This is a genomic window from Nostoc sp. DSM 114160, assembly GCF_053470305.1.
This window is the reverse complement of sequence record NZ_JBPFGO010000001.1, coordinates 691943-716080: the sequence shown is the minus strand read 5'-3', so window position 1 is coordinate 716080 and position 24138 is coordinate 691943. Positions and strand designations below refer to the sequence as shown.

The 24138-nt window shown below is 43.6% G+C and carries 21 protein-coding genes, 1 tRNA gene and 1 pseudogene; 13 read left to right on the top strand and 10 right to left on the bottom strand.

The genetic code is table 11. The annotated features are described in order from the left end of the window. Positions 1-4 precede the first annotated feature (4 nt). Together NSTCB13_RS03380 and NSTCB13_RS03375 are read left to right on the top strand one after the other, a co-directional pair. Positions 5-4135: a PAS domain S-box protein gene (locus NSTCB13_RS03380; protein WP_448271336.1), complete on the top strand. Its 4131-nt coding sequence runs from the start codon at positions 5-7 to the stop codon at positions 4133-4135. 229 nt (positions 4136-4364) lie between these two features. Then, positions 4365-4742, top strand: coding sequence for a response regulator transcription factor (locus NSTCB13_RS03375; RefSeq protein ID WP_322712093.1), 378 nt, complete (start codon positions 4365-4367; stop codon positions 4740-4742). Positions 4743-5029: 287 nt separating this feature from the next. Here the strand turns inward: NSTCB13_RS03375 and NSTCB13_RS03370 are convergent, their stop codons facing one another. Then, on the bottom strand, positions 5030-5584 hold the full coding sequence (locus NSTCB13_RS03370; RefSeq protein WP_448271335.1) for a pentapeptide repeat-containing protein: 555 nt from the start codon (positions 5582-5584) through the stop codon (positions 5030-5032). A gap of 324 nt (positions 5585-5908) precedes the next feature. Between NSTCB13_RS03370 and NSTCB13_RS03365 the strand changes: the two genes are divergently transcribed. The 5 genes from NSTCB13_RS03365 to NSTCB13_RS03345 all read left to right on the top strand — a co-directional run bounded on the left by NSTCB13_RS03365 (position 5909) and on the right by NSTCB13_RS03345 (position 9892). Next, positions 5909-7003: a phosphotransacetylase family protein gene (locus NSTCB13_RS03365; protein WP_445628352.1), complete on the top strand. Its 1095-nt coding sequence runs from the start codon at positions 5909-5911 to the stop codon at positions 7001-7003. A gap of 151 nt (positions 7004-7154) precedes the next feature. Further along, positions 7155-8066 (top strand): helix-turn-helix transcriptional regulator, encoded by a 912-nt coding sequence (locus NSTCB13_RS03360; RefSeq protein ID WP_448271334.1) that lies wholly within the window; start codon positions 7155-7157, stop codon positions 8064-8066. An 84-nt stretch (positions 8067-8150) separates the two neighbouring features. Beyond that, positions 8151-8654 carry a DNA recombination-mediator protein A gene (locus NSTCB13_RS03355; protein ID WP_292860451.1) on the top strand — a complete coding sequence of 168 codons (504 nt, stop codon included), beginning with the start codon at positions 8151-8153 and terminating at the stop codon, positions 8652-8654. A 156-nt stretch (positions 8655-8810) separates the two neighbouring features. Beyond that, a complete protein-coding gene (locus NSTCB13_RS03350; protein WP_448271333.1) occupies positions 8811-9209 on the top strand; it encodes an MAPEG family protein in 399 nt (132 codons plus the stop codon). 191 nt (positions 9210-9400) lie between these two features. After that, complete coding sequence (locus NSTCB13_RS03345) at positions 9401-9892, top strand: YajQ family cyclic di-GMP-binding protein (protein ID WP_445628348.1); 492 nt, start codon at positions 9401-9403, stop codon at positions 9890-9892. A gap of 112 nt (positions 9893-10004) precedes the next feature. Here the strand turns inward: NSTCB13_RS03345 and NSTCB13_RS03340 are convergent, their stop codons facing one another. Continuing rightward, positions 10005-10574, bottom strand: coding sequence for a glutathione S-transferase family protein (locus tag NSTCB13_RS03340; RefSeq protein ID WP_445628347.1), 570 nt, complete (start codon positions 10572-10574; stop codon positions 10005-10007). 6 nt (positions 10575-10580) lie between these two features. Further along, entirely contained in the window at positions 10581-11045 is a 465-nt protein-coding gene (locus NSTCB13_RS03335) for a hypothetical protein (RefSeq protein ID WP_445628346.1), read from the bottom strand. Positions 11046-11556: 511 nt separating this feature from the next. Between NSTCB13_RS03335 and NSTCB13_RS03330 the strand changes: the two genes are divergently transcribed. After that, entirely contained in the window at positions 11557-12255 is a 699-nt protein-coding gene (locus NSTCB13_RS03330; RefSeq protein WP_445628345.1) for a tetratricopeptide repeat protein, read from the top strand. A gap of 225 nt (positions 12256-12480) precedes the next feature. Here the strand turns inward: NSTCB13_RS03330 and NSTCB13_RS03325 are convergent, their stop codons facing one another. Together NSTCB13_RS03325 and psaM are read right to left on the bottom strand one after the other, a co-directional pair. After that, positions 12481-12891 (bottom strand): slr1601 family putative cell division protein, encoded by a 411-nt coding sequence (locus NSTCB13_RS03325; RefSeq protein ID WP_322715129.1) that lies wholly within the window; start codon positions 12889-12891, stop codon positions 12481-12483. A 355-nt stretch (positions 12892-13246) separates the two neighbouring features. Beyond that, complete coding sequence (gene psaM, locus NSTCB13_RS03320) at positions 13247-13378, bottom strand: photosystem I reaction center subunit XII (RefSeq protein WP_190912801.1); 132 nt, start codon at positions 13376-13378, stop codon at positions 13247-13249. A gap of 158 nt (positions 13379-13536) precedes the next feature. Between psaM and NSTCB13_RS03315 the strand changes: the two genes are divergently transcribed. The 3 genes and pseudogenes from NSTCB13_RS03315 (at position 13537) to NSTCB13_RS03305 (ending at position 18945) form a co-directional block, all read left to right on the top strand. Then, positions 13537-14808: an FGGY-family carbohydrate kinase gene (locus tag NSTCB13_RS03315; protein WP_448271332.1), complete on the top strand. Its 1272-nt coding sequence runs from the start codon at positions 13537-13539 to the stop codon at positions 14806-14808. Between the two features lie 644 nt (positions 14809-15452). Further along, positions 15453-16631 (top strand): sulfate adenylyltransferase, encoded by a 1179-nt coding sequence (gene sat / locus NSTCB13_RS03310; protein WP_448271331.1) that lies wholly within the window; start codon positions 15453-15455, stop codon positions 16629-16631. A gap of 198 nt (positions 16632-16829) precedes the next feature. Continuing rightward, positions 16830-18945: pseudogene (locus tag NSTCB13_RS03305) on the top strand (caspase family protein). A gap of 300 nt (positions 18946-19245) precedes the next feature. Here the strand turns inward: NSTCB13_RS03305 and hisC are convergent. After that, a complete protein-coding gene (hisC, locus tag NSTCB13_RS03300) occupies positions 19246-20328 on the bottom strand; it encodes a histidinol-phosphate transaminase (RefSeq protein ID WP_448271330.1) in 1083 nt (360 codons plus the stop codon). A 107-nt stretch (positions 20329-20435) separates the two neighbouring features. On the opposite strand from hisC, the gene NSTCB13_RS03295 reads away from it, so the two are divergent. Next, a complete protein-coding gene (locus NSTCB13_RS03295) occupies positions 20436-20840 on the top strand; it encodes a class I SAM-dependent methyltransferase (RefSeq protein WP_448271329.1) in 405 nt (134 codons plus the stop codon). Then, the gene (locus NSTCB13_RS03290; protein WP_448271328.1) at positions 20837-21202 is read left to right on the top strand and encodes a hypothetical protein; all 366 of its coding nucleotides are present in this window, start codon (positions 20837-20839) and stop codon (positions 21200-21202) included. The genes NSTCB13_RS03295 and NSTCB13_RS03290 overlap by 4 nt, the downstream gene beginning before the upstream one ends. A 129-nt stretch (positions 21203-21331) precedes the next feature. Here the strand turns inward: NSTCB13_RS03290 and NSTCB13_RS03285 are convergent. The 4 genes from NSTCB13_RS03285 to cbiQ all read right to left on the bottom strand — a co-directional run bounded on the left by NSTCB13_RS03285 (position 21332) and on the right by cbiQ (position 24131). Then, a tRNA-Ala gene (locus NSTCB13_RS03285) sits at positions 21332-21404 on the bottom strand. A gap of 687 nt (positions 21405-22091) precedes the next feature. Next, positions 22092-22400 (bottom strand): metal-sensing transcriptional repressor, encoded by a 309-nt coding sequence (locus NSTCB13_RS03280; RefSeq protein WP_445628339.1) that lies wholly within the window; start codon positions 22398-22400, stop codon positions 22092-22094. 136 nt (positions 22401-22536) lie between these two features. Continuing rightward, on the bottom strand, positions 22537-23331 hold the full coding sequence (locus tag NSTCB13_RS03275; protein ID WP_448271327.1) for an energy-coupling factor ABC transporter ATP-binding protein: 795 nt from the start codon (positions 23329-23331) through the stop codon (positions 22537-22539). Positions 23332-23351: 20 nt separating this feature from the next. Then, a complete protein-coding gene (gene cbiQ, locus NSTCB13_RS03270; protein WP_445628337.1) occupies positions 23352-24131 on the bottom strand; it encodes a cobalt ECF transporter T component CbiQ in 780 nt (259 codons plus the stop codon). Positions 24132-24138 lie beyond the last annotated feature (7 nt).

The following is a 24138-nucleotide window of genomic DNA, read 5'->3' as shown; positions in this document are numbered from 1 at the left end:
AATCATGTTTAACCAACTTGATGAATACAATAGTCAGCTATTTGAACAATGTCCTGTTGGGCTGGTACTTTGCCGAACAGATGGGACGTTAATTAGCATCAACCCCGCCTATGCTGCCATTTTGGGGCGAACTGTTTCAGAAACCCTGAATCTCACCTACTGGCAGATTACCCCAGAAAAATATGCTGCTACAGAGCAATCTTGCCTAGAAGACTTGGAACGAACTGGTCGCTATGGCCCTTATGAGAAGGAGTACATCCATAAAGACGGGCATCTGGTTCCGGTGAGGATTTCTGGACAGATGATTGAGAAAGATGGAGAGCAACTGATCTGGTGTAGTGTAGAGGACATCAGCTACCTTCGACGCGTCCAGCAGGAACGCCAAGATACCGAACAAATACTGAAACAGAGTGAAGCCCGATACCGTTCCTTGGTAACAGCTAATACACAAATTGTCTGGGTAAGCACACCACAAGGAATTTGTTTTGAACTGGCAAGCTGGATAGCCTATACAGGTCAAAGTCTAGCTGAAGCGGAAAATGGGGGCTGGATTGATGCCGTTCATCCTGACGATCGCGCCTATACCGGAGAAGTCTGGAGTGCTGCCGTGGCAAACCTGAGTATGTATCAAATTGAATACCGAATTCGTGGCAAGGATGGCAACTATCGCTACTTTTGGGTCTGGGGCGCGCCCGTTATAGAAGAAGATGGCAGCGTCCGGGAGTGGATTGGCACCTGCACCGATATTCACGATCGCAAACTAGCAGAAGCCGAGAAGCAATATCTCGAACAACGGTATCGCTCTTTAGTGACTACCACTTCACAAATGGTCTGGACGGCATCTCCGGAAGGAATGGTGAACTCTGAAATAGCTGGTTGGGAGGCATATACAGGTCAAAGTGCAGCCGAAATGATGGGCTGGGGCTGGTTGGATGTCATGCATCCCGATGACCGTGCCTACAGTGCTGAAGTTTGGAGTGCTGCTGTGGCAAACCAGACTATTTATCAACTGGAATATCGGATTCGTGCCAAAGACGGCACTTATCGCTACTTTTTTTGCAATGCAGCTCCTGTTTTGGAAGCAAATGGCAGCATCCGGGAGTGGATTGGCACCTGCACCGATATTCACGATCGCAAGCTAGCAGAACAAACTCTGCAACAGAGCGAACAACGGTTTCGCTCTTTGGTGACTGCCAGTTCGCAAATTGTCTGGGTGACTACCCCTGAAGGACTGGGGGTGAGCAGTGAAATGTCTACCTGGTTAGCGTACACAGGTCAGAGTGCAGATGAAATCCAGGGTTTGGGCTGGCTCGATCCGATTTACCCCGATGACCGTACCTGCACCGCCCTAGCCTGGAGTGCTGCTGTGGCAAATCAGAGTCTCTTTCAAACCGAATATCGGCTGCGTGGTAAGGATGGCACACACCGCTACTTCTTTGTCTGTGGCACCCCCATCCTAGAAGTTGATGGCAGCATCCGAGAATGGATTGGCACCTGCACCGATATCCACGATCGCAAACTGGCAGAAGCCGAAAATCAGCGTCTTAAAGAACGATATCGCTCCTTAGTAACTGCTACTTCACAGATTGTCTGGGGAGCTACCCCAGAAGGACTGGGAATCAGCAAGGAAATGCTCACCTGGATTGAGTATACGGGGCAGAGCCAAGCTGAAGTTGAAGGTTGGGGCTGGCTCGATCCGATTCACCCAGATGACCGTGCCAGCTCCACAGAAGCTTGGAATGCTGCTGTGGCAAACCGAGGTATCTATCAAACCGAATATCGGCTGCGTGGCAAAGATGGCACATACCGCTACTTCTCTGTCTGTGGTGCCCCCGTACTAGAAGAAGACGGCAGCATTCGGGAATGGATTGGCGCTTGCAGCGATATTCACGATCGCAAGCTGGCAGAAGCTGAAAATCAACGTTTATTGGATATGTTGAATCATTCCAGCGATGCCATCATTGTCCGCGACATGAGCGAGAAAATCTCTTACTGGAATCAGGGTGCCGAAAGACTCTACGGTTGGACGCGTGAGGAAGTGAAAGACCAATACATTCACACATTTCTAAAATCAACTTTTCCAAAACCTTTAGAAGAAATCCTATCAGAGTTTCTACGGGAGGGTACTTGGGAGGGAGAACTGGAACACATAACGCGCGATGGCAGACCGATCACCGTTCAGAGCCGTTGGACTTTGCAACGAGATTTATCTGGTCAACCCTGCGCTATGCTAGAAATCAATACCGATATTAGTGCCCGCAAACAAGCAGAAATCGCTCTGCGGCAACTAAATCAACAACTGGAAGCTAGAGTTGTAGAGCGGACAGCTGCTTTGCAAAATACCCTAGCAGAAGCGCAGGGATTAAATGCCATTTTGGATAACTTAGCAGATGGTTTGTTAGTGGTAGACACCGCAGGACAAATCACCCACTTCAATCCTGCTTTTTTAGCTATGCATGGATTAACAGCTACCGCCCTCAACGGTCACTACCGAGAATTGCCGATATCTGGTTTAGCAGACCTAATTGCACGAACTCAATCCCATCCTGGTGAGGTGTTCTCTGCCGAAGTTGCACTGACCAAAGAACGCATTGGTCAGGCAGTGGCAACCGCCATTTTCAAAAAGACGGCAAATTCGGAACCCGCTGCCTGCTTCGGTTCAGCACTGCTAATTCGAGATGTGACGGCAGAAAAGGAAATCGACCAGATGAAGACCGATTTCATCTCAACAGTTTCCCATGAGCTGCGAACGCCACTGACTTCTGTCCTCGGTTTTGCGTCGATCATTCAAGAAAAGCTGGAAACCGATGTGTTCCCAATGATTTCTACCGAAGACCGCAAGCTTCAGAAAACGATTAAGCGGGTGGCTGACAATCTCAACATTATTGTGTCGGAAGCAGAACGGCTCACGTCTTTGATTAACGATGTCCTGGACATCGCCAAGATGGAAGCGGGTAAAGTGGAATGGCAGATGCAGCCGATCGATCCCAGCGAATTACTGGATTGGGCAACCAATTCTACTGCCGGGTTATTTGAAACCAATGGCTTGCAGTTGGTCAGCGAGATTGAACCTGGACTGCCTCAGATAGTAGGCGATCGCAACCGTCTGCTGCAAGTTTTAATTAACTTGATTTCTAATGCCGTTAAGTTTACCGAATCTGGTTGTGTCATCTGCCGCGTTAAACAAGGAAACGACGGTGTTTGCATCAGCGTCATCGACACAGGCATTGGAATTGCACCTGAAGACCAACCGAAAGTATTCGAGAAATTCCGCCAAGTTGGCGACACTCTTACCGACAAACCCAAAGGCACTGGGTTAGGACTGCCCATCTGTAAACAAATTGTCGATCATCACGGTGGTAGGATCTGGGTTGACAGTGAACCAGGTAAAGGCAGTATATTCTCGTTCATCATTCCCACCTACGCCTGCGATCGACAAACCACTGCTAATCTGAATTTGGATACGCTTGTCAAACAACTCAAAGAACACGTCATCGCTAAAAACCCTGTGCTGAACCAAAACCGTAAAACCATTTTGGTTGTAGATGATGACGCTAACATTCGGGAACTGCTGCGTCAACAACTGGAAAACGAAGACTACAATGTTCGAGAAGCGAAAGACGGCATGGATGCAATTCATCAAATCAAAATAGCCCGTCCCGATCTGATTCTTTTGGATGTGATGATGCCCCAAATCAACGGCTTCGATGTGGCAGCCGTTCTCAAAAACGATCCTCAAACCGCAGACATTCCGATCATTATTTTGTCAATTATTGAAAACAAAGAACGAGGCTACCACATTGGCATCGATCGCTATCTCACCAAGCCCATTGATACAGAAAAACTCCTTAGCGAAATTGGCTCACTGCTTTACCAAGGCACTTCTAGTAAAAAGGTATTGGTTGTAGATAAAAATGCCTCAGCCTTAAAAACTTTATCTGATGTATTACAAGCTCAGGGATACAGCGTCATTGAAGCCTCCAATCCGCAAGAATGCATCAATAAAGCCCTGTCAGCCAAACCTGACATGATCATCATCGATTCTATCTTCTCTCAAGAAGCCGATTTGGTGAAAACCCTACGCTTTGAGAAGGAGTTAGAAAATGTATTTTTTATTATGCTGTCAGAACAGTAATTGCTAGGGAGTGAGGACTGGGGACTGTGCAAAAAGTAAGGGAGCAGGGAGATAGGGGGACAAGGGGGTAAACAAAACTCCTAACTCTTGTAGAGACGCGATTAATCGCGTCTCTACTGTTAACTCTTAACTCAGTACTCAACACGGGCTAAACGCCCCACTGACGCTAACAGCACTCAGCACTCCTAATGCCCAATTCCCAATTCCCAATTCCCAATTCCTAATCCCTATGAACCAGAAAATTCTAATTGTTGACGATGAACCCAATATCTTAATTTTGATGGAACAAGCCCTAGAAGCATTAGAAGACGAGGGTGTTGAACTTCTAACTGCTAGAAATGGCGAAGAAGCTCTCGAAACTATTAAAACTGAAAAACCAAATCTAGTTTTTCTTGATGTGATGATGCCTAAAATGAATGGTCTGCAAGTCTGCCATATTGTAAAACACGACCTGCAAATGACTGACATCTACATTATAATCTTGACAGCTAAGGGACAGGAATTTGATAAACAAAAAGGAATTGAGGTTGGTGCAGACTTATATCTAACTAAACCATTCCGCCCCAAAGAAGTACTTGAAAAATCAATGCAGGTATTGGGTTTGTAAGGAAAGTTATGAATAATTTTCATCTGCGATCGCTTCCAATTTAACGTCGGCGATCGCAGGATTCGGTGTGATAATTCATACTAAAGAGCGTAGCTTGCTTCTGCAACTAGGCTTTTTAATCACCAGCTTTTTTTAGATTGAATTAAATACTTTTTAAAATTACCAAAGTTAGCTGCGATCGCATCTGCTTTTGATCCGCTATTTTGAAGCTATCCGCACCTTTGATAAGTGAAAAAACTATTGAGACGAAGGTTAGCCAAGGGTCTTCAACAGAGAACACTTACTCTTCATTCACAAATTTGGCGACTACGAACAACACTACCATCTAGGCTAGTAGTAGTTGTATAAATAATAGCTCCGCTGATGTTGGCATTTTTAACACCAGTCAAATTGGCATCAGTGATGTTAGCACTGTTGAGAGAAGCTCCGCTCAAATCAGCGTCGGTCAGATTAGCACCAGTCAAATCGGCAACATTCAAACCCACATTACTGAGACAAGCTCCACTCAGGTTGGCTCCACTCAAAACGGCGGTGAACATTTCGGAACCACTAAAATTAGCCCCAACCAAGTTAGCTTCGTTGAAGATACACTCAGTCAAATCGGAACCACTCAAGTTGGCATAACTCAAGTCGGCACCTTCAAAGGTAGCGGAAATCATCATACTCTTACTGAAGTTAACTCCACTGAGATTAGCATCGGTGAAATCAGTGCCAGTAAAATCACCCTCACTCAAGTCGGCACCACTAAGATTAATACCAATCAACTCGCTATAGCTCAAATCAGTGTCCCTAAAGTCTCGCTCTCCAGCAGCATACCTTTCCAGCAATTCTTCAACTTCCATAACTTACCTCTTGCATCAACTAACACGTATAAAGATAACCCACTCAATCTGTGGCAAATCCTCTTTGACCCTACCAACCCTTCCATAGCAACGAAGCTCTTAGTTTTTAGTTTGGTATTTGTTGGTAATGACAAATCTTCAAGGTAGGCGTACAGGTTAACAGAGCCGACATAAGGAAAGAAAACCTTTCTCCTGCACCTGCTGATTCAGAAGGTAATTCTGGGAAAGCTTAATTTGTGAGAGCGGGAGGCTTTTGCCAGAAGGAACTAGAATTAGGAAACACCTAGCTGGGTTCTTCTGACTTTTGAAATTAGGAGTGCATGTGTGCCAAAATCCCCTAAATATTTGCTGATTGGATCGACCGAGAATTACAGCGGTAAATCTGCAACTGTTCTGGGTTTGTCTCATCAGCTACAGCAAAAAGGTCTGGATATTAGCTACGGTAAACCACTTGGTACGTCTTTCAATTCGTCCGGTGGAACCGTAATTGAGGAAGATGTCCAGTTCATCGCTCTTAGCCTCAATTTGCCGGAAAACCGCGTTGCACCTACAATGCTGGCTTTGGATGAACCGAATGTGCAAAAGCGCTTGCGGGGGGAAGACAAAACCGATTATCAGCAGTCCCTAATACAGCAGTATTTACATAAGTCTCAAGGAGATTTAGTGTTACTGGAGGGGCCTGGTAATTTGTCCGAAGGCAATTTGTTTGATTTGTCTTTGCTGCAAATGGCTGAAGTATTGGATGCTGGTGTGCTGTTAGTAAGCCGCTATAAATCCTTGCTTTCGGTTGAGGCGCTGTTGGCTGCAAAACAGCGTCTGGGCGATCGCTTGATTGGAGTTGCGATCAATGATATCCCTATCACCCAACTAGAAGCGGTTGAAACCCTCATCCTACCATTTTTGGAACAGCAGGGTATTCCAGTGCTAGCAATGCTGCCGAATAGCGATTTGCTTCGCAGTGTGAGTGTTGGCGAACTAGTCAAGCAGTTAAAGGCTGACGTTCTCTGTCGCAACGATCGCATGGATTTGTTGGTGGAAAGTTTAGCAATTGGAGCAATGAATGTCAATTCCGCTGTAAAATATTTCCGCAAACGCCGGAATATGGCAGTGGTGACAGGAGGCGATCGGGTGGAAATTCAGCAAGCGGCTTTAGAAACTTCTACCCAATGTTTAATTCTTACCGGGCAACTACCACCCCCACCGTTCATTCTCAGTCGCGCTGAAGAACTAGAAATCCCCATTTTGTCTGTTGACTTAGATACCCTAACTACTGTAGGAATTGTCGATCGCACTTTTGGTCAAGTCCGTGTCCACGAGCCGATTAAGGTTCAGTATATTCGCCAGTTGATGTCCCAGCATTTTGACATTGACCGCTTGTTATCCAAACTAGGTTTAACTCCCGCAGCGGCATTGTCTTAGATTTATGAGTGTATTGAAGGAGGCAAAAGGCAGGAGACAGAAGGAGTAAATCATCCGGGATTCGATCCCGGATTGATTTGAAGCTACTGAAGTAAGAATTCAGTGGGGTCTTATTAGTGATGGCTATAGAAGTCACTGGAACTAGGAGAAAATGGATTTAACGGCAATCGATCCCTTGAAATTACCCTCGCTTCCATTGGAGAAAAAAGCCGATCTCCCTGACTGTCCAGCCATCTATTTTGCGATTTCTGGTTCTGGGGAAATTCTCTACATAGGCAGAACTGCTGATCTTGCACGTCGTTGGATATCACATCATAGATTTCAAGAACTCATTGATTTGGGAAATGTCAAGTTAGCTTGGCTACAATGCGTAGATCCTTCCATTCTGAAAACTCTTGAGGCCAAGTTGATTTATGCACTCAAGCCAAAGCTAAACGAACAACTGCCATCAAGCAATACACTTTTTTCTTATCTTCACAAAGCCAACCAAAGTACAAGCCCGATAAAAATACAAGGTAGCAAATTAGCGCACGCAATATTAGCGGCTCTGGTTGACGCACCCTGTAGTGGGTATGATTTAGCAAAAAAATTTGATGGCTCTGTAGGTTTTTTCTGGTCAGCAAGCCACCAGCAGATTTATCGGGAATTGGCGAAGCTAGAAGATCGTGGATGGATTAGTTACGAATCGATTCTTCAAGCCGGACGGCCAGATAAAAGGCTCTACAGCGTTACAGACTTGGGAGAACAGCACCTCAAAGCGTGGATTGCTCAGTCTTGTGAACCCACACCGATTAAAGATGATTTGCTAGTTAAAATTTTTGCTGGTCATATTGTTCCTAAGCAAATTATCTTGGCAGAGCTAGAAAATCACCAAAAAGCCCATCAAAAAAAGTTGTCTACGTACAATGAATTAGAACAGCGTTACTTTCAAAATCCGCAAGAACTGCCAGAATCAGGCAAATTTCAGTATTTAACTCTTTTAAATGGTATTAGTTACGAAACACATTGGCTAGCTTGGTGTAAGCAAGTAATGGAGTTACTGAATCAAAGAATCGAAAATTAGTAGCAATGTTTAACTCAAGTTTTCCTCGTATCTACACGCTGTTTGGTAGAATATCTGGGTCGTTTAATCTGATTTTCTCCATCTTTGAGCCAATCAACAGACCTTATTAACCTCGATACATTAGCGCAAGAACTCGCGACAATCCAGCAAACGGGTTCTAAAAGAATTGCCTTGCTGGGTTCTCGTCACGTCCCGATTACGCATCAGAATCTTATTGAAATGATGACTTATGCCCTAGTTTTATCGGGTAATCGAATCATCACTTCTGGTGCTACAGGTACAAATTCAGCTGCTATCAAGGGAGCAACGCGGGCTGATGCAAATTTGTTGACGGTGATTCTACCCCAAAGCCTGGAACGCCAGCCTTTGGAATCGCGCCAGCAGCTAGAACAGGTAATGCATCTAGTCGAAAATCCCAGTAATGATAATCTGTCTCTAGCAGAAGCTAGTTACTTGTGTAACAAGGAGATTGTCTCCCGTTGCCAGCAACTAATCTGCTTTGCTTTTCACGACAGTGGCACCCTGTTGCAAACCTGTCAAGATGCAGAAGAACAAAGAAAAGTGGTGACGCTTTTCTACTTTGATTAGTCATTTGTCATTTGTCTTTCGTCTTCTCTTACAAAGTTCCGATGCCTACGGCGGGCTGCGCCAACAGAGGAAACCTCCGCTCAGACTTTGCGCTTTGTCCTTTGTATTAGACTAATGACCGATGACTGATGACTAATAAACAATAACTAATAAGTAATGATAATTTTTTTGTACTCGATCGCTGCTGCTGCATTTCTCATTTATGTGCCATTTTTGCTAGTAGCTTATGCCCGTGCGCGTATTGGGCCTGAAATGCTTTCTACTCCTCGCGCCCTGTTTGATAAATTGCCACCTTATGCCCAACGAGCTACTTGGGCACATCAAAACACCTTTGAAGCCTTTATGGTGTTTGCGGCAGCCGCATTGATGGCTTATGTAACTGGTGTAAATTCTTTTACAGCCCAAGTAGCGGCGATCGCCTTTGTGGTGGCTCGTTTCCTATACTCAATTTTTTATATTTTGAATATACCCCTTTTGCGATCGCTCATGTTTGCCATTGGCATCTCTAGCTCTGCCACTCTCATCTTTTTGAGCATCATCCAAGCTACTAGTTAATTGGGGCATGGAGACTGGGGACTGGGGAAGAGTTTTTCCAACCCAAAATCGTTCGACTAAGCGACTTGCCTTGAGTTTCGACTGCGCGGTAATCGAGCGACTTGTACTGAGCGTAGTCGAAGTAAGTCGAGATTCAACTACCGCGGAGCCGAAAGGAGCCGAAGTCCAAAATCTAAAATCCAAAATGTTTTATGGCTTCTACTTTTTCTTTTGACATTGTGAGCGACTTTGACCGACAAGAGTTGGTTAACGCTGTCGATCAAGTTATCCGAGACATCAAAGGTCGTTACGACCTCAAAGACACTGAAACTACTGTCGAGTTAGTTGAAGAAAGCATTAACGTTAGTACTGACAGCGAGTTTACCTTAGATTCTGTACACACCATTCTGCGAGAAAAAGCCGCCAAGCGTAACCTCTCCCAAAAAATCTTTGATTTTGGCAAGGTTGAATCAGCCAGTGGTAATCGTGTCCGTCAAGAAATCAAACTCAAAAAAGGCATAAGTCAGGAAATTGCCAAACAAATTTCCAAATTGATTCGGGACGAATTTAAAAAGGTACAAGCTTCAATTCAAGGTGATGCTGTGCGGGTTTCTGCCAAATCTAAAGATGACTTGCAAGCTGTCATGCAGCGGCTAAAACAAGAAGACTACCCAGTTGCTTTACAATTTACAAATTATCGTTAAAAAATTCGTAATTCGTAGTTAAAAATTCAATTACGAATTACGAATTACGTTAGCGCCGGCGGCAAGCGAAAGCGTTGCGGTAGGGAGTACTCGAGCGTCCGCAGGAGCGTCATTACGAATTATTTTCAGTCCGTCCGCCAATACTTCTTTGAAATGCCGGACGTTCAGATAACTGCTTCATATAGTTCAACACTGCTGGATAGGGGCTGAGGTCTAGTTTCAGGATCATGGGAATGTAATTCAAAATAGACCCCACTGCTACATCAGCAACAGTGAACTCATTGCCAAGTAAAAAAGGCTGCTTACTGAAAATTTCATTTAAGGGAGTCAACAAGCGGGGCATTTCCCGCTCCCGATTTGCTTCTACAAAAATCCCTGGGCTAAGGGTAGCATTGGCAAACAACACCCATTGGGAAAATAGAGCATTTTCCTCTGGTGAAAGTGGAGTTGTACTATACTTATCGGCAAGATACAACAAAATTGCCCCAGATTCCCAAAGCTGAAAATCTCCATCAACAATTGCTGGAACTTTACCAAATGGGTTAATTGCTAAATATGCAGGCTGGAGGTGTTCACCCGCCTGCATATCAAGCTTGACGAATTCGTAGGGAATTCCTAATTCCTCTAAATACCAGTGGACAATTGACGCTCGACTACGAACGCCACCGTAAAGTTTTAGCATAATTACTTAAAGCACTTTGTGAGTGTGAGAATGCTGTTTAATATTGTCTTCTTTGGTTACAATTCTGGCTGCGTTTAACACCCGTTTCCGCTCAATTGAATATTTAAATTCAGTGTAGTTTGTACCCAAGGGAATCAGAGATTTTGCAGATTCACGACGCTTATAGGTACGAGCTGCTGCAAATGCCCGTGGTACAAATTCTTCTCCAAACTGAGCCGACTCTGGAAAGCCATCTGGTAGCAGTGGTGAATCGCCATCCAGCACAGATCCCAAAGTTGTGGCATGAGCCAGCTTATAGGAGGTAGGAATGCCCTTTAAAAGCGCTTCCAAAGCCGCAGAGGGAATCGGTTCTATAACTTCGATTTGATAAACTTCTCCATCTTCTTTGACGAAGCAGGTTGCCAAGCCGACCACAATGTAATCATCGGTTGCTAAATCAGGGGCATTGGGATAGGAAATTGCAGTTGTCATCAGAAAATTTCTCAAAATTTAAAAATTGAATTTAGGGAATGGGGTATGGGGCATTAGGAGTGCTGAGTGCTGAGTGCTGAGTGAAGAGTTAGGAGTTAAGAGTTAGGAGTTAAGAGTTAGGAGTTTTGTTTACCCCCCTATCCCCCTGTCCCCCTATCCCCCTGTCCCCCTATCTTCCTCATCTCCCTGCTCCCCTGCTTCCTCATTCCCTCTTTAACGAACGGCTTGTTGGCATTCTACCAATTTGCTGCTCTCACTACTTGACTAGTCTTTAAGATTAACGTCTGCTATTTCTGGAATTCATCTTCGGGATCGAGTATCTATGAATAGGTTTGAGGAGCAATTGTTTATTTAAAGAGTAGATTTCTACTGGTGTGAGTAGTTTAAATCTCAGTCTTAAGATGGCTTTCAAGTAACCATAAGTACCTTGAAAATAAAAATAGTGGTAAAACCACCAGCCTTAAAAAACTCAATTTTTATTTAAAAAAGCAGGGATTTCAAGCAGGGAAAGATGAATATTCACTCATTTTTAGCTGACGATGACCATGTTTTAAATAGTACAAATAAACTTCAAGAGCGGAGGAAAAGCGATCGCAGCGAATATATTTTTGGGGATAGCGACTTGCGCTCTTGTGCTTTGAGGTTGGCTCAACAAGGAGATTATACCGAAGCGATCGCATTTTTAACCCAACTAATCTGCCGCCATCCTGATAATGCCGTTGATTACAACAACCGGGGGCTAATTTATTTCCAAAGTGGCGAAAGGGAAAAAGCGCTTTCCGACTACAATACCGCCCTGAAACTGAATCCTTATTTGGCTAGTGCTTATAATAACCGCGCAAATTACTACGCGGCTTGTGGAGAATTAGCATTAGCAATTGCCGACTACGATCGAGCGATTGATTTGAAACCTCACCATGTCCGGGCGTGGATTAACCGAGGCATTACCTGGCGTGATTTGGGGCAATATCAAGAGGCAATTGATAATTTTGAGGTAGCACTGCTTTTCGGTCAACTAGAAGGTCATATCTGGGCTGAACGCGGCAGGACTTACCATCTTTGGGGCGACTGGAATTGTGCGATCGCTGATTATCGTCGCGCTCTTACTCAACTAACCTCTCTCGACAATGATAAGGATATTACTGATTGTCGCTTGCGTTTACAACTCGAAAATTGGTTAAACGAGTTACTATCTCAATCAGCGTCCTAATTGGTAGATTAGTTCTTCTGGGGGATTTAAAATTCAAAATAATTGATTAATTTTGAACTATAGTTTAGTGACGCTGTATCGCTAATAACTAATAGATGATAACTACATAGCTATTCAAAAATTAGCTATTAACCATTATTTATTAGCAATAATATAAATTAACACCCGGTTTATACGTAGCCTAAATCACAATAAACCTAAATAATCCCAAATTCGCCATTTGTCTTAGGGTGACGAGTCTGTTTGCTCATCTTCTCGGCGATCTTGATTCATCAACACGATCTGACGCTGGCTGGGATCGAATCGGTATCCTTGTCGTTGTCTAATAATTTTAGCTTCTTGGGGATCAAAGTTACGGCTAAATTCCGCCTGTAAACCATTGACATGTCCTTCCATCAGCTTGACTTCAGTACTCATTTCTCGCAATTTTTCTTGCTGTAACCAATGATAAGGCAAGAGTTGTGTTAAGGCGGATGCTGCAACGGCTGTAATCACAAGATTGACCGCTATTTTGGCTGTGCTTTCTAGTGCCATCACTTTGTAAGAACGTTGCCGAAGATGCCGCTTTGGTCGAGAAATGACTCGGCGTTTTTGTATAGGTTGTAACGGTGGTTTGGAGGGTTGAATCGCGTTCATGATGCTAAAAGATAACCTCGCTTAGTGAAGGGAAACACTATCAAGAGTGCTGAGTTATGAGTTATGAGTGAGATTTCCAACTCAGCAACGCCAGTTGCTACAACGGAGGGAACCTCCGCAACGCACTGGCTCCTCAGCACTTAGCACTCAGATATCAGCACTCCTGAATGCTTGATTTAGCTGTCATATTACTTCATTTTTTTGAAATAGCTACAAGTGTCGCACTAGTTAAAAAATAACCTGGCTTACGTAAGTGCAAGGTTTCTAGGTACTTATGACATAAAGCCATAAAATCTGGAAATTGCACCCCGTACTGCCAGGATTATTAGCTTTTCAACTGTGTCACATCGGAGCCTTATTTGTAAAGTTCCGTGGCTAATCGCCAAGCTAGAACTCCTGGGATCAAGGCTACAACTAGAGCGATGTAGACTTGAGTATCTGAGATGGAAGACACTTGAGCAATGTACAGAGTATCTAAGATAGGCATGGCTGAAAACCTCCTAACCTGAATTGATTTTGAACAGTTCGTTTACTACTTTTCCTTGTTTTGCCAGAATTGTGGAATATCTTGTTACAAGATGCAACAAAAGCAGTTATTGGTCAGTAGTTCTTATTTATTCTCCATTAAAAAAATTTATAAAAATTATGAATTTATATCTGGGTCTCGACTTCGGCACATCTGGCGGACGCGGTGTGGTGATTGACGAGGAAGCCTGTTGTATTCAGGCAGAGGTGCGATATCCCTTCTACGACTCACCAAGTACCGTTACGCCAAAAATTTGGCAGGAGGCTTTGTTTGCGTTGGTGGAACAAATACCTGAGCAATTGCGGCGAGAAATTAAAGCGATCGCAATTAATGGTACTTCCTCTACCGTCTTGCTGGTCGATGCTGCTGGCAACCCTGTAGATGCACCATTGCTATATAACGATGCGCGGGGATCGTTGGTGCTAGAGCATTTGAGGAGTATTGCACCTCCCAATCATACTGTATTGAGTGCCACCTCTAGCCTCGCTAAACTTTTGTGGATGAGGCAACAACCCTCTTTTAGTGAAGCTAGATATTTCCTGCATCAAGCAGATTGGCTAGCGTTTCTGCTGCATGGACAGTTAGGTATTAGCGATTACCATAATGCTTTAAAGCTGGGTTATGACGTAGAAGAGTTGAAATACCCAGAATGGCAAGAATTGCTAGAAATACCGATTCAGCTACCCAAAGTTTTAACTCCTGGGACTCCGATTGCCGAATTGCGTTCTGAAATTGCAGACAAGTTTAGTTTAAGTCGTAATTGTCTGGTGTGTGCTGGTACAACCGATAGTATTGCCGCTTTTCTTGCCAGTGGGGCAAAATTACCTGGTGAAGCCGTGACTTCCCTTGGTTCAACGTTGGTACTAAAGTTGTTAAGTTCTAACCGGCAAGAAGATGCCAGATATGGAATTTACAGCCATCGGCTGGGTAATTTGTGGCTGACTGGGGGTGCTTCTAATACTGGGGGTGCAGTACTAAAGAAATTTTTCACAAACCTTGAGTTAGAAAGCCTTAGTCGGGAGATTGATGCTTCAATTGCCAGCGAGTTAGATTATTATCCGTTGTTGAAGGTAGGCGATCGCTTTCCGATTAACGATCCCAATCTACCCCCACGCTTGTCACCACGCCCAGATAATCCAGTAGAATTTTTGCATGGGTTGTTAGAAAGCATTGCCCGCATAGAAAGCCGAGGGTATGAATTATTACAGCAAATGGGAGCAGACAAATTGAGCCGTGTTTATACTGCTGGTGGTGGTGCGGCGAATGATACTTGGACTGCAATTAGGGCACGTCATTTGCAGGTTCCTGTAATAGCGTCAGTATACACAGAAGCTGCTTACGGGACAGCACTGTTGGCGATGGGGAATGGAAGAAGCGTTGAAAAAGAGTAATTGTGTACCTATATTTTTGTAGATATCTTCTAAATCAGTATCTATCCCAGTGACAATCGACATATCTCGGCCGATACTGGGATGATTAGATACCGGACTATAGATTCCAGGTTCATTATCTGGGCAGCTATTCGGGGATGGGTGCTTCGCAGCAAGCGAAATGTCATCGATCCCCTTTACTCATTACTGGTATAAATTTTGAGGGAGTCAGGAGAAAATCTAAAGGTTCTTGAAGAAGGTTTGATCGGCGCGATCGAGATTATCATCTAGAGAAAAGGTAAGGCTGCGGACTTGAGACCCTCTTGGCAAAAGTGCTTTTTGCACTCTTGGGGAAAAGGTTTTGGTTAAAGGGGAAAGGGACTTTTGCAGAACCTTTTCCCCTTACCCTTTCCCCTTTTCCCGACAAATGCCAAGAAGTCTTCGGATTCGATCGCTTTTAATATTTACTTTGCCCCATACCCCTCGCTCACTAAGCGTAGTCGTACCCCTACTCTTAAAGCTTGCTAGCAAGAGCGTCTCCAAGAGTTGTGCTGCTTTTGTGCCTCTTGTCCCCAATGCCTAAACTATTTTTCTCTACGTACCAGCATTTGATAAGTTAGTACATAATCTGAAACAATAACAGTAAAAGCAGAGAGGGGATTAAGTTGAGTCACAATCCAGATGCCATAGCCCCCCACGGTGGACAGTTGGTTAACCGTATCGCTACACCAGAACAAAGAGCAGAGTTTCTCTCAAAAGCTGACTTTTTGCCACGAGTGCAACTTGACGATCGCGCCGTTTCCGATTTAGAAATGATTGCGATCGGTGCTTTTAGTCCGCTGACGGGTTTTATGAACCAAGAAGACTACGATCGCACTGTCACAGAAATGCGATTAGCTAACGGTCTTGTGTGGTCAATCCCGATTACACTATCGGTAAGCGAAGAAGTAGCTTCCCCGTTGCCAGAAGGCGGCTTAATCCGTCTGGATAACTCCAGTGGCGAATTTATCGGAGTTTTGCAACTTACGCAAAAATATCACTACGACAAAATCCGCGAAGCCATAAAAGTCTACCGTACTAATGATGTCAATCATCCCGGCGTACAGGTACTCTATAACCAAGGTAGTGTACATCTGGCGGGTGATATTTGGTTGTTGCAACGCGAACCTCATCCCCAGTTTCCCACTTATCAAATCGATCCAGCAGCCTCACGGCAACTATTTCAAGACAAGGGTTGGAAAACCATTGTCGGCTTTCAAACTCGCAACCCCATCCACCGCGCCCATGAATACATCCAAAAGTGCGCCTTAGAAACTGTTGATGGTCTATTTTTGCACCCATTAGTCGGGGCGACAAAAGAAGATGATATCGCCGCTGATGTCCGGATGCGCTGCTATGAAATTTTGCTGGAACACTACTACCCCTTAGACAGGGTAACTTTGGCAATTAATCCCGCCGCAATGCGCTACGCTGGGCCTCGTGAGGCGATTTTCCATGCTTTAGTCCGCAAAAACTACGGCTGTACTCACTTTATCGTCGGACGGGATCATGCTGGTGTTGGTGACTATTATGGCACTTACGACGCTCAGTATATCTTTGATGAATTTGCGCCAAGTGAATTAGGCATTGTGCCCATGAAATTTGAACACGCTTTTTACTGCACGCGCACTAAGCAGATGGCAACATCTAAAACCAGTCCCAGCAGGCCAGAAGAACGCATTCACCTATCAGGGACAAAAGTTAGGGAAATGCTGCGGCGCGGTGAGTCACCTCCACCAGAATTTTCTCGTCCAGAGGTAGCAGCAGAGTTAGCGCGGGCAATGCGGATAGAAGTAACGGCTTAGGGCATTGGGCATGAAGAAGAGACAAGGTAGACAAGGAAGAGGGGGGAGACTTGGGAGAGGTTTGTTCAAGAATTCCCCCTTGTCCCCTTGTCCCCTTGTCCCCCAAGTCTCCTGCACTCCCCACATTTTTGTAACTTTACAATACAGAGTTCAGCCCTGTAAGCTGCTAACTGAATAGCTGAGGGCTGATAGCTAATTATGAAACGTCGCGCGTTTTTAGAGAGAATTGGCTCAATACTCGCGGTATTGGGGATAACTGAAGCTGAGTGGTTGTCTTTAGGAAATCGCTATTATCAAGCTTTGGCACAACCCAGTCCGCGCAAGTTGGCATTGTTAATAGGTATTAACCAATACCCAAAAATTCCAGCCCTCAGTGGTTGTCTGACAGATGTGGAACTACAAAGAGAAGTTTTGATTCATCGCTTTGGTTTCCAAGGGTCAGATATCCTAACCTTAACTGAGGAAGAAGCTAGTAGGGAATTCATTGAGGCAGCTTTTTTAGATCGCTTGGGCAATCAAGCTAAACCCGATGATGCGGTCTTCTTCCACTTTAGCGGTTATGGCAGCCGTGTCAAATTGGAAACATCTCCTGAGACAATCCAAAATGCTCTGGTGACAGCTAATACCAGTTTTGAACCACAAGAAGAAAAAATAGTCAACTATATATTAGAAGAAACTTTATTGCTATTATTGCGATCGCTCCCTACAGATCGAGTCACAGCAGTATTAGATACTAGCTATCATGCGCCAACCCCAGTATTAGGATTAAAAAGTCGTGCCCTTCCAGAATCAGTAGAGGCAAAGCTAGCAGCAAAAGAACTCGACTTTCTTCAACAACTTAAAACTCAGAAGTTACCCAGCACGCCGATTGTCTTAGCAGCTACCTTAAATCCCAAGCAGTCGGCGAGGGAAGAACTCTTTTCTGGTTTTAGTGCTGGGTTATTTACCTACGCATTGACACAGTATTTGTGGGAATTCACCCCAAATACCAAAATTCAAGTCGCCCTCTCGTATATGGAAAATTCTCTATCCAAATTGGGTAGTAAACAACAACCAGGGTTATTAAGTAGTCAAAAAAATCAACATTTAACGTCTCTACCGCTAGACACTATTATTGGTGCAGAAGGCGCAGTGACAGCCATTGAAGAAGACGGTAAAACAGTCCAGCTGTGGTTAGCAGGATTACCGCCACAAGTGCTGCTATACTACGGAGTTAATTCTCGATTTACTTTAGGAACAACAAGAGAAGAATTAGTATTGCGATCGCGGACTGGGTTAACAGCAAAAGCGCAAATTTCCCAAATAGAAGGTGCAAATCCCCTACAAATCGGGCAACTTGTCCAAGAAGCAGTCCGAGTTTTACCCCGAAATATTCATTTAATAATTGCTCTGGATACTGGATTAGAAAGAATTGAGCGGGTAGACGCTACAAGTGCCTTTGCTGCATTTCCCCATGTCTCCACCGTAGTCGCAGGGGAAAAACCGGCTGATTATCTATTTGCCAAACTACAGCAAACACCTAGCCGTTATGGTTTATTTTCTCTTAGTGGCGAACTAATTTCTAATGCCACGGGGGAAGCAGGAGAAGCAGTAAAATCAACAGTGCAAAAGTTAGCACCAAAATTATCAACCTTGTTAGCAGCCAAGTTATGGCGGCTGACTGAAAATCAAGGTTCTTGCCGCTTGGCTCTCAAGACAACCTTAGAAATAATTAACAACATATCGCCTCGCGTTATCATGCAGCGCGAAACAGTACGAACTTCTAAAACAGAAACTTCGATTCAAAAATCACTCCCTACTCCGATTGTCCCCCCCTATCGGTAGTCGAATGCAATATCGGGTAGAAAACCAGAGCGATCGCCCAGTATATTTAATCTTGCTGGGATTAAACAATAATCATACAGCGATCGCCTTGTATTCTTGGGAAACACCCCAAGAACCAAACACCTCGGACACCAAGCCCCTCCTGAAAGAAGTCGTTATCTCTCCAGGTGAAACCCTCATCCTACCCCAAACGAATACTGCTTCCGAATGGATGATTTCAGGGCCAGCTTCGGAGTGCGAACACCAACTGATTTTTAGTACTGCCCCCTTTAACGCAACTCTGGCCGCTTTGAACGCTGCCAAGTATTCCACAGCCGAACAAGAACCAATTGGCCCATTGTTGAATTCCTTAGAAGTTGTACAAGCCTTGCTACAAGACTTACATAACGCTAGTGCCTTCAAAACAGAGATGAACGTTACAGCAGCCGATTCACATAGCTTGGATGTGAATAATTGGGCCAGTCTTAGCTTTAGTTTTCAAGTGCTGTAAGTTAATGTGATTGAAGAAGAATGCAGAATTCAGAATCAAGACATTAGATTTATTGGCATTTGTTGGGGTAAAGGGGCGGGGGAAAAGGGTAAAGAAACTCAAAATCCTTTTCCTTAAGAGTGCAAAAACATATTTTTGCAAGAGGTCTAATTTCTACGAGACGCTGCGCTATTCGCTTTTTCAATCAGAATGAATTCTGACTCCTGCCTTATCCCAAAGACAAATATTTACGCCCACCTACTTATACCAATTCACAAAAAATATGATACTAGATGCAAACCATAAAACCTATGCTAATTCTCACTTTCTTAATTTTGAATGCGTGAATTTTGAATTTTGAATTGCTATTAGTGCCTCTACTAAAGCCTGATTTTGCTCATCTGTCCCAACAGTGATGCGTAATTTATCATCTAGTCCAGGCTGCTTGAAATAGCGGATTAAAATTCCCCGTTCCTTCAATTTTTGATAGAGATATTCTGCGTTTCCTTCTCTTGGTTGTGCCAGTAAAAAGTTAGCTTGGGAATCCCAGATATGAAAACCTAATTGTTTTAAGTCTGTTGCTAACTTAGTCCGTGATGCTTTAATCTTGGCTACACAAGCATTTTTATAAGCTTGGTCAGTGATGGCAGCCGTGCCAATTGCACAAGCGATCGCATCAATGTTATAGCTATCTTTAACCTTAAACAATCCCTGCAACAGTTTGGGATTTGCCACTCCAAAGCCCAATCGCAATCCTGCCAACGAATATCCTTTAGATAGTGTCCGTATCACGATAACGTTTTCGTACTCCTTAACCAAAGCCAATGCATTCTCTTCGGTAAAATCTATGTATGCTTCATCAATTACTAAAACTCCAGATAACTGGCTGGCTAATTTTCGCAAATCATTTGTTGCCACCACATGTCCCGATGGACTATTAGGCGACGCAATAAAGGTAACAGCCCCATTGGCAGCAACTAATTCGTCCTTTGGTAAACTGTAGTCTTTGCTGTAGGGAATCTCAATAATTTCCGCCGCTTGCATTTCTGTCAATGTGCGATATAGCACGTAAGTAGGCATTGGATAAACTACCTTTTTCTCAGGTTCAGCACAGGCTCGAATTACCACACTTAACAATTCATCACTGCCATTGCCGACAATTATCCAATCACTAGGAACTCCTAAAACTTTACTCGCAGCTTGCCGAAATTCTCCCCCAAAAGGTTCTGGATACCGCCGCAACCACTCACCATCAATATTCCGTAGCACAGCTAATGCCGCAGGCGAAGGAGGATAGGGATTCTCATTGCTGTTAAGTTTAATAATCTGTGTACCACGTTGAGGCTGCTCGCCAGGAACATAGCTAGCCATTGCATCAACATTAGAGCGAAAGTAGTTGGTCATAGGGCATGGTAAATTGGGTGGGATGTCTAAATACGGCTTTATAAATTACGAATTACGAACTTGTACTGAGCGTAGCTGAAGTATTACGAATTACGAATTATAAAAATATGTCAGATAAATGGAATCCAGAACTATACGAACGATTTCAAGCTGAAAGAAGTCGTCCATTCTACGACTTGGTAGATATGATACATTGGCAAAAAAACTTACGAGTTCTCGATTTAGGATGTGGAACCGGAAAGTTAACGAAATATCTGCATGAAACCTTAGCAGCACAGGAGACTTTAGGGATAGATGCTTCTGAGAAAATGCTGGAAAAGGCGCGTCAATTTGAAGGCAATGGACTACGGTTTGAGCAAAGACGGATTGAGGAAAACCCAGGAAATGAGGAGTTTGATGTGGTATTTTCTAATGCGGCATTGCAGTGGTTGACGGGACATGAGGTTTTATTTGAGAAATTGCGGGCAAAACTGCGACCCCTAGTGGGCAGCTTGCCGTACAAATACCAATGATGGATAGTGAGCCAGTGCATCAGATAGCAGTTGAGACTGCACAAGAATTCAGTCAAGAATTAAGAGGATATGTGCGGCGTTTAGAGGTACTTCCTCCTGAAACATACGCCCGAATGCTTTATAAATTGGGATTTGTTAAGCAGGAAGTCAAGCTTCAAATTTATGGGCATGTGTTGCCCTCACGAGAAGCCGTAGTGGAGTGGTATCGCGGGACATTGCTAACGGCTTATGAATCCCTACTGGATGCCCAAACCTATGAGAGATTTGTGGAACGCTATCAGCAGAAGCTATTCGAGTTGTTAGAGGATGAGCGCCCGTTCTTTTTTCCCTACAAGCGCATCTTAATGTGGGGGCGTATTTAAGAAACAGTCCACTAGTTGTGATTTCAAGCATAATCTTGCTTAATTTTGAAGGAGAAGTTAGACAAGTTGTGCAACTTCTCCTTCAGGTGACACAAAACAAACAGGTTTTGAGTACCTATGTTTTAATAGTGGAGCTAAGCGGATTCGAACCGCTGACCCCCTCAATGCCATTGAGGTGCGCTACCAACTGCGCTATAACCCCAAAACTACTAGTAGATAAGCTTAAAAAGCTTACTAATTAGTTTTATAAATTGTATTAGCTTTATTATTATGCAAGTTTATGCAATTTAAGTCAAGACACCTGTATTAAGTTATGTGGATGCGATCGCCATCGGTTACGCTTGTTATCAAAATGCCCTGTCTGTGAAAAACCCTTTCCTATTCTGGCTTTATGGATAAACGGACAATGCCAGCAATTGCTTTATATCCTTTGCAGAAATTGCAGAATATCAAAAGCATTACTAACTAAGAGAACTTGTCTTAACAAAACAGCGCAGATGTTTCACCCTTACGTCTAAGTTTCACTGGCACATTACGAGTTGTTTGTCGTGCTTCCCAAAATTCCAACGTTTACAACCACAAGAACTTCCCTTTTTTTGAGTTGGTTAACTGTGGAGATTCTCGATCGAGTTTTACCTGAAAGGGTTCATAGAAACAACCCTAGAGCGATCCATTCTTCTGGAGTTTGGGCTTTTACTGGTACAGACGGAACTAAAAGACACAAACAAATTAATAAGGATATAAGTCGCTCAAGTTTGTTAGATACCATACTTTAACAAAATAACTACTTAAAAATCGTAATTAACTTGAATAAACAATCTCTAAAGCTCAAACCATTTTGCTAAGAGCCTCTAATGAGCAATAACTTCACTGCGTAGCAAACTTATATCTAGCTTAAGAAACGATCCAACACCGTCTTTAATGCTTCAATCTCAGTTTTAATATCTCCTTGTTGAGTAGTTCGAGCAACAGATTCCTTGAGATATTCATCTAAAATAATTCGACCAACTTGCTGAACTGCTCCTCGAACAGCAGCTATTTGAATCAATACATCCGGACAAGGACGACTACTCTCAATCATATTCTTAACACCCCGAATATGTCCTTCAATACGAGACAATCGCTTCATCAAATCATTTAGAGATGCTTCACTGTAACTATGCTTTATATTGGATATGTTTTCTTGATGAGAATCCATATAGCTATTTTTGGTAGATTTTGATCGGTTTAAAATTGATAAGTAACAATTTACTAGTAGCTTAAAATCTAAATTACTGCTAAAAAATCTTGATAATAGCAAGTACCTGTTTGAATAACAATTGAATGTGATTGAATCAAACAAATTCACCATACCGAGATGGACTAACAGGTGCGTGTTCCAGCTGACAATAAGGGCGGCTATAGCATAATGGTGACTCTAAAGCGTGCCTAGCCAAGAACTCTGGATTGCTCATTACCTGCTCAGTTGCACCATCGTATACAACTTGACCTTGACTGAGAACAACTGTGCGATCGCACAAATCCAAAGCTAAATCTAAATCGTGAGTTGCAATCAGTTGTGTTAGAGGTAAACTGTGCAGCAGTTCGATTAATTGACGGCGAGAACGAGGATCTAACTGAGCTGAGGGTTCATCAAATACTAATATTTGTGGATTCATGGCTAAGACACCAGCGATCGCAATCCGTTTTTTTTCACCTCCAGATAAATTACCTGTGTAGCGTTGTCCATACCATTGGGGATCGATATCAACTGCTGCCATTGCATGAAGAACTCGCTGTTGTAATTCCTCACCTTGTACGCCCATATTCATTGGGCCAAAAGCAACATCTTCCCAGACTGTTGTCATGAATAACTGATGATCGGGATTCTGGAACACCAACCCGACAAAATTCCGAATGTTTCGCAAATTCTCAACATTTAAAGGCCATTCTCCAATCGTTACCTGTCCCGATTGAGGCATGAGAATGCCATTCAGATGTAACAGCAACGTAGATTTTCCTGAACCATTGGCTCCAATTAATGCTACTCGCTCAGTTGCTTTGATGGACAGATTAATATCTCTCAAAGCCTGAGTTCCATCAGGATAGGTATAGCTAAGATTTTGAATTGATATTGGATTATGATGCATTAAAACAATCTAAACAAATATTATTTCCGCCAGTAAATAGCCTGACCCAATAATGCTAAAACTATAGTCAAACTCAAAGCCACAATGTCATTTCGTCCTCCTGACGAGACTTTTTCTATCATCGGTGGGACTCCTTGATAACCTCGTGATAGCATCGCCTGATAAACTAAATTTCCCCGGTCATAAGTGCGGATAAACAACGCTCCGATCGTGTTGCCAACAATTAAACGTATCGAGCGATTGCTGTTCATCAGGTTTCGGGACTCGGCTGCTCGACGCATCGCGTTAAACTCACCTATTAATACGCTGATATAGCGATACATAGATGCCAGAATTGCTACTAGTAGCGGTGGGGTTTTCAGTTCCAGCAGGGCATGAAGTAGTGCTGTTACTGAAGTTGTTAACGTGAGTAAATTTAGTATCAATAGCGATAGCAATGCCTTAAGCGTTACACTACCCAAAACAGTTAGCCCCACTGTCGTAATCTGTAATGGCCCCCAAGACCATAAAACTTCGCCACCACCTCGAAATAAAGTCCCCAGGAGAACTACACCAATAAATGTGAACTCTACTGCCAACCGTTTCAGTAGTACTGCTAAGGTGACTCGACTCAGTAATAGCAGGCAGACTAAAGCTAATCCATAAATAGTCCAAGTCCACCAGTGGCCATCTGGTGTTAAGACAGTGGCGAACACGAACAACAATGTACATAATATCCGGGTACGGGGAGCAAGTTTGTGCCAAACAGTAGCCTGCTTGCTATCGATATCCAGCACAAATGCTCCAATGTGCAACAGCATGATGTTA